Genomic DNA, 3604 nt, shown 5'->3' on the forward strand with positions numbered 1-3604 from the left:
ATATTTAACAATTTTAACTTTTATTAATATGGAGATTATAAAATGGTTGCGAAAAATGTCCCAAAAATAGAATATGTTCCAACAATTTGTCCATACTGTGGTACTGGTTGTGGATTAAATTTTGTTGTAAAAGATGGGAAAATTATAGGAGTTGAACCTTGGAAAAGGCATCCTGTTAATGAAGGAAAAGTTTGTCCAAAAGGTAATTTTGGATATGAATTTATTAACCGGGAAGATAGATTAACTATTCCTTTAATTAAAGAAAATGGGGAATTTAGAGAAGCTTCTTGGGATGAAGCTTTAAATTTAGTTGCAAATAAGCTAAATGAAGTGAAAGCAGAAGATCCGAATAAATTAGGATTTTATGCTTGTGCTAGATCCCCTAATGAAAATATTTATGTAACTCAAAAATTTGCTAGAGTAGCATGTGGAACTCATAATGTAGACCACTGTGCACGTATTTGTCACGGTCCTACTGTAGCAGGATTAGCAACTTGTTTCGGTTCAGGTGCTATGACTAATGGATTTGACAGTATAATGCAAGCTGATGTCATATTTGTAATTGGTGCAAATAGTATGGAAGCACACCCATTATTTGGTAGAAAATTAATCAAAGCTAAACAGAATGGGGCAAAAATTATAGTTGCTGACCCAAGATATACACCTACAGCTAAAATAGCAGATAAATATTTAGAATTCAAAACAGGTACTGATGTAGCTTTAATGAATGGTATGATGAAATATATTATTGATAATGATTTACAAAATACTGAATTTATTAAAGACAGAACTGAAAATTTCGAAGAATTAAAAGAAATTGTATCTAAATATGATATGGATAAAGTATGTGAAATAACTGAAGCTGATAAAGATAGTCTTATAGAAATAACAGAAGCTTATGCAAAAGCAGATAAAGCAGCTATTGTATACTCTTTAGGTATTACAGAACATTCACATGGTGCAGATAATGTAATGTGTACTGCAGATCTTGCAATGTTAACTGGTAACTTAGGGAAAGAAGGTGCTGGTGTAAATCCATTAAGAGGTCAAAATAACGTACAAGGTGCTTGTGATATGGGAGCACTTCCAACAGATTATGTTGGATACAGAAAAGTTGCTGATCAAGAAACTACTGACTGGTTTAACAATTATTATGGTACAAATTTATCAACAAAACCAGGATTAACATTAGTTGAAATGATGAATGCTGCTCATTCTGGAGATTTAAAAGTATTATATATTCATGGAGAAGATCCAGTTTTATCTGATGCGGATATTACTCATACAAAAGAAGCATTAGCTAACTTAGATATGCTTGTTGTTCAAGAATTATTTATGACTGATACTGCAGCTGAAGCAGATGTTGTATTCCCAGCAGCAGGTTGGGGAGAACAAGAAGGAACATTTACCAGTGGTGAAAGAAGAGTACAATGTTTACACAAAGCTCAAGACCCACCTGGTGATGCAATGTTAGATTGGAAAATAATGGAACAATTAGCAATAAGAATGGGTGAAGATGCTCACCCTGAACAATTCCATTATGAAACTTCAGAAGATATCTTTAATGAAATTAGAGAATGTGCACCAATAATGGCTGGAATGGATCGTAAAAGATTAGACTCACCTGAAGCTTTACATTGGCCTTGTTTAAGTGAGGATGATCCTTGTCAACCATTAATGTATACAGAAAAATTCTCACGTCCTAATGGTAAAGCTATTTTCATGCCACAAGAACATAGAGGACCAGTTGAAGTTACTGATAATGAATACCCATTATTATTAACCACTACACGTGTATTGTTCCATTATCATGCTGCAATGACTCGAAGATGTAAAACTTTAGATAATGAGGTTAAAACTGGATATATTGAAATGAATAGTGAAGATGCTAAAGAATTAGGTATACTTGATAAAGAAATAGTCAAAGCAAGTTCTAGAAGAGGAAGTATTGAAATAGCTGCTAGGGTCACTGATAATATTAAACGTGGAATTGTAAATATACCTATGCACTTTACAGAATGTGCAGCTAACATGTTAACTAATTCTAATTCTTTTGATCCTAAATGTAAAATGGTTGAATTAAAAGCATGTGCTATTAAAGTGGAAAAAATGGAGTAGATCGCATGTCAGTAAAAGTTAACGATAAATATTATGCATATTCTGCAGACAATGCAATTTATGACGAAGGAGAATATGGTGGTGTTGTAACCACTATAATGAAATACCTTTTAAAATCTGGAACTGTTGATGCAGTACTAGCGGTTGAAGAAGGATTCGATTTATATGATGCTAAACCTATTTTAATCACTGATCCTGAAGATATTATTAAATCTGCTGGTTCTTTACATTGTGGTACTCTAAATTTAGCAAAATTTTTAACAAAATATATTGATGGTGCAAGAGATTTCAAGGTAGCTGTTACATGTAAACCATGTGATGCAATGACCATTAGAGAATTAATGCGCAAAGGTAGAATTATAGAAGATAATGTTATAATGGTAGGAGTAAATTGTGGTGGAACATTACCACCAGTTCCAACTATGAAAATGTTTAAAGAAGTCTATGGTGTAAACCCTGCTGATGTTGCTAAAGAAGAAATAGCTAAAGGAAAACTTATTGTAGAAACTAAAGATGGTGAAGAAAAAGGAATCAAAATCGATGAATTAGAAGCAGAAGGTATGGGCCGAAGAGAAAACTGTCAAAGATGTGATATGAACATTCCATCTAATGCTGATATAGCTTTAGGTAATTGGGGTGTTATTGGAGATTTAGCTGGTAAAGCTACATTTGTTGAAGTTTTCACTGATAAAGGTGCTGAAATATTAAACGGTGTTATTGATGAAAAATTAATCGAAACAGCAGAACCTATTGAAAAAGGTATTGAAATTCGGGATAAAATCAATAATATTATGGTTAAACAAGCATCTAAACAAAAAGAGAAAGACTTTGCAGGCACAACTGGAGATATTCTTGATGTATTAAATAAATTCAAAAAAGATATGTCCACTTGTATGAAATGTTATGGTTGCCGTGAAGCATGTCCTTTATGTTATTGTGAAGATTGTTGTCTTGAAACCGAAGGACCTGAATGGGTACCTGGAGGATACACACCTGCAGCTCCATTTTTCCATTTAACTCGTATGGTTCATATGGTAGATGCATGTACTAACTGTGGTCAATGTTCTGAAGTATGTCCATGTGAAATTCCAGTTTCCAAAATTTTCGCTACTGTAAACAATAAAGTTAAAGATATCTTTGGTTATTATAGTGGTGTGGAAAACGACGATGTACCTTTACCATTCACTGAATTTGAGTTACCGGATAACAGATAAACATTTTTTTAGGAAATAAAACCTTTTATGGTTTTATTTCAATATTCTTTTTTTATTAATCGATGTGCATTGCATATCATATTAAATATATATAAATTAAAAAAAACTAAATTAATTATAATTATTAGTTTGTAAAAGCTTATTTTTCTGAATTTTTCTAAAAAATTTACTATTTATAAAAATTAGGTGTTTATTATGAGAATTTGTTCTGTTGTTGGAAATAAAGATAGTGGGAAGACTTCTTTAACTGTAAGAATCATTAAGGAACTTAA

General features: G+C 32.0%; 2 protein-coding genes. Both read left to right on the plus strand.

Going from position 1 to position 3604, the window contains the following annotated elements:
* Positions 1–42: 42 nt before the first annotated feature.
* Positions 43–2118, plus strand: a complete 2076-nt coding sequence (gene fdhF, locus BP769_RS06795) for a formate dehydrogenase subunit alpha (protein ID WP_413824558.1) — start codon at positions 43–45, stop codon at positions 2116–2118.
* Between the two features lie 5 nt (positions 2119–2123).
* Positions 2124–3332, plus strand: coding sequence for a Coenzyme F420 hydrogenase/dehydrogenase, beta subunit C-terminal domain (locus tag BP769_RS06800; protein ID WP_409198132.1), 1209 nt, complete (start codon positions 2124–2126; stop codon positions 3330–3332).
* Positions 3333–3604 lie beyond the last annotated feature (272 nt).

Origin of the sequence: Methanobrevibacter sp. UBA417 (assembly GCF_002508845.1) — an archaeon.
Taxonomy (GTDB): domain Archaea; phylum Methanobacteriota; class Methanobacteria; order Methanobacteriales; family Methanobacteriaceae; genus Methanobrevibacter_A; species Methanobrevibacter_A acididurans.

Bases quoted from the DNA above. Each gene is read 5' to 3' on its own strand.
- BP769_RS06800 (WP_409198132.1), top strand. From the start codon at position 2,124: ATGTCAGTAAAAGTTAACGATAAATATTATGCATATTCTGCAGACAAT.
- fdhF (WP_413824558.1), top strand. From the start codon at position 43: ATGGTTGCGAAAAATGTCCCAAAAATAGAATATGTTCCAACAATTTGT.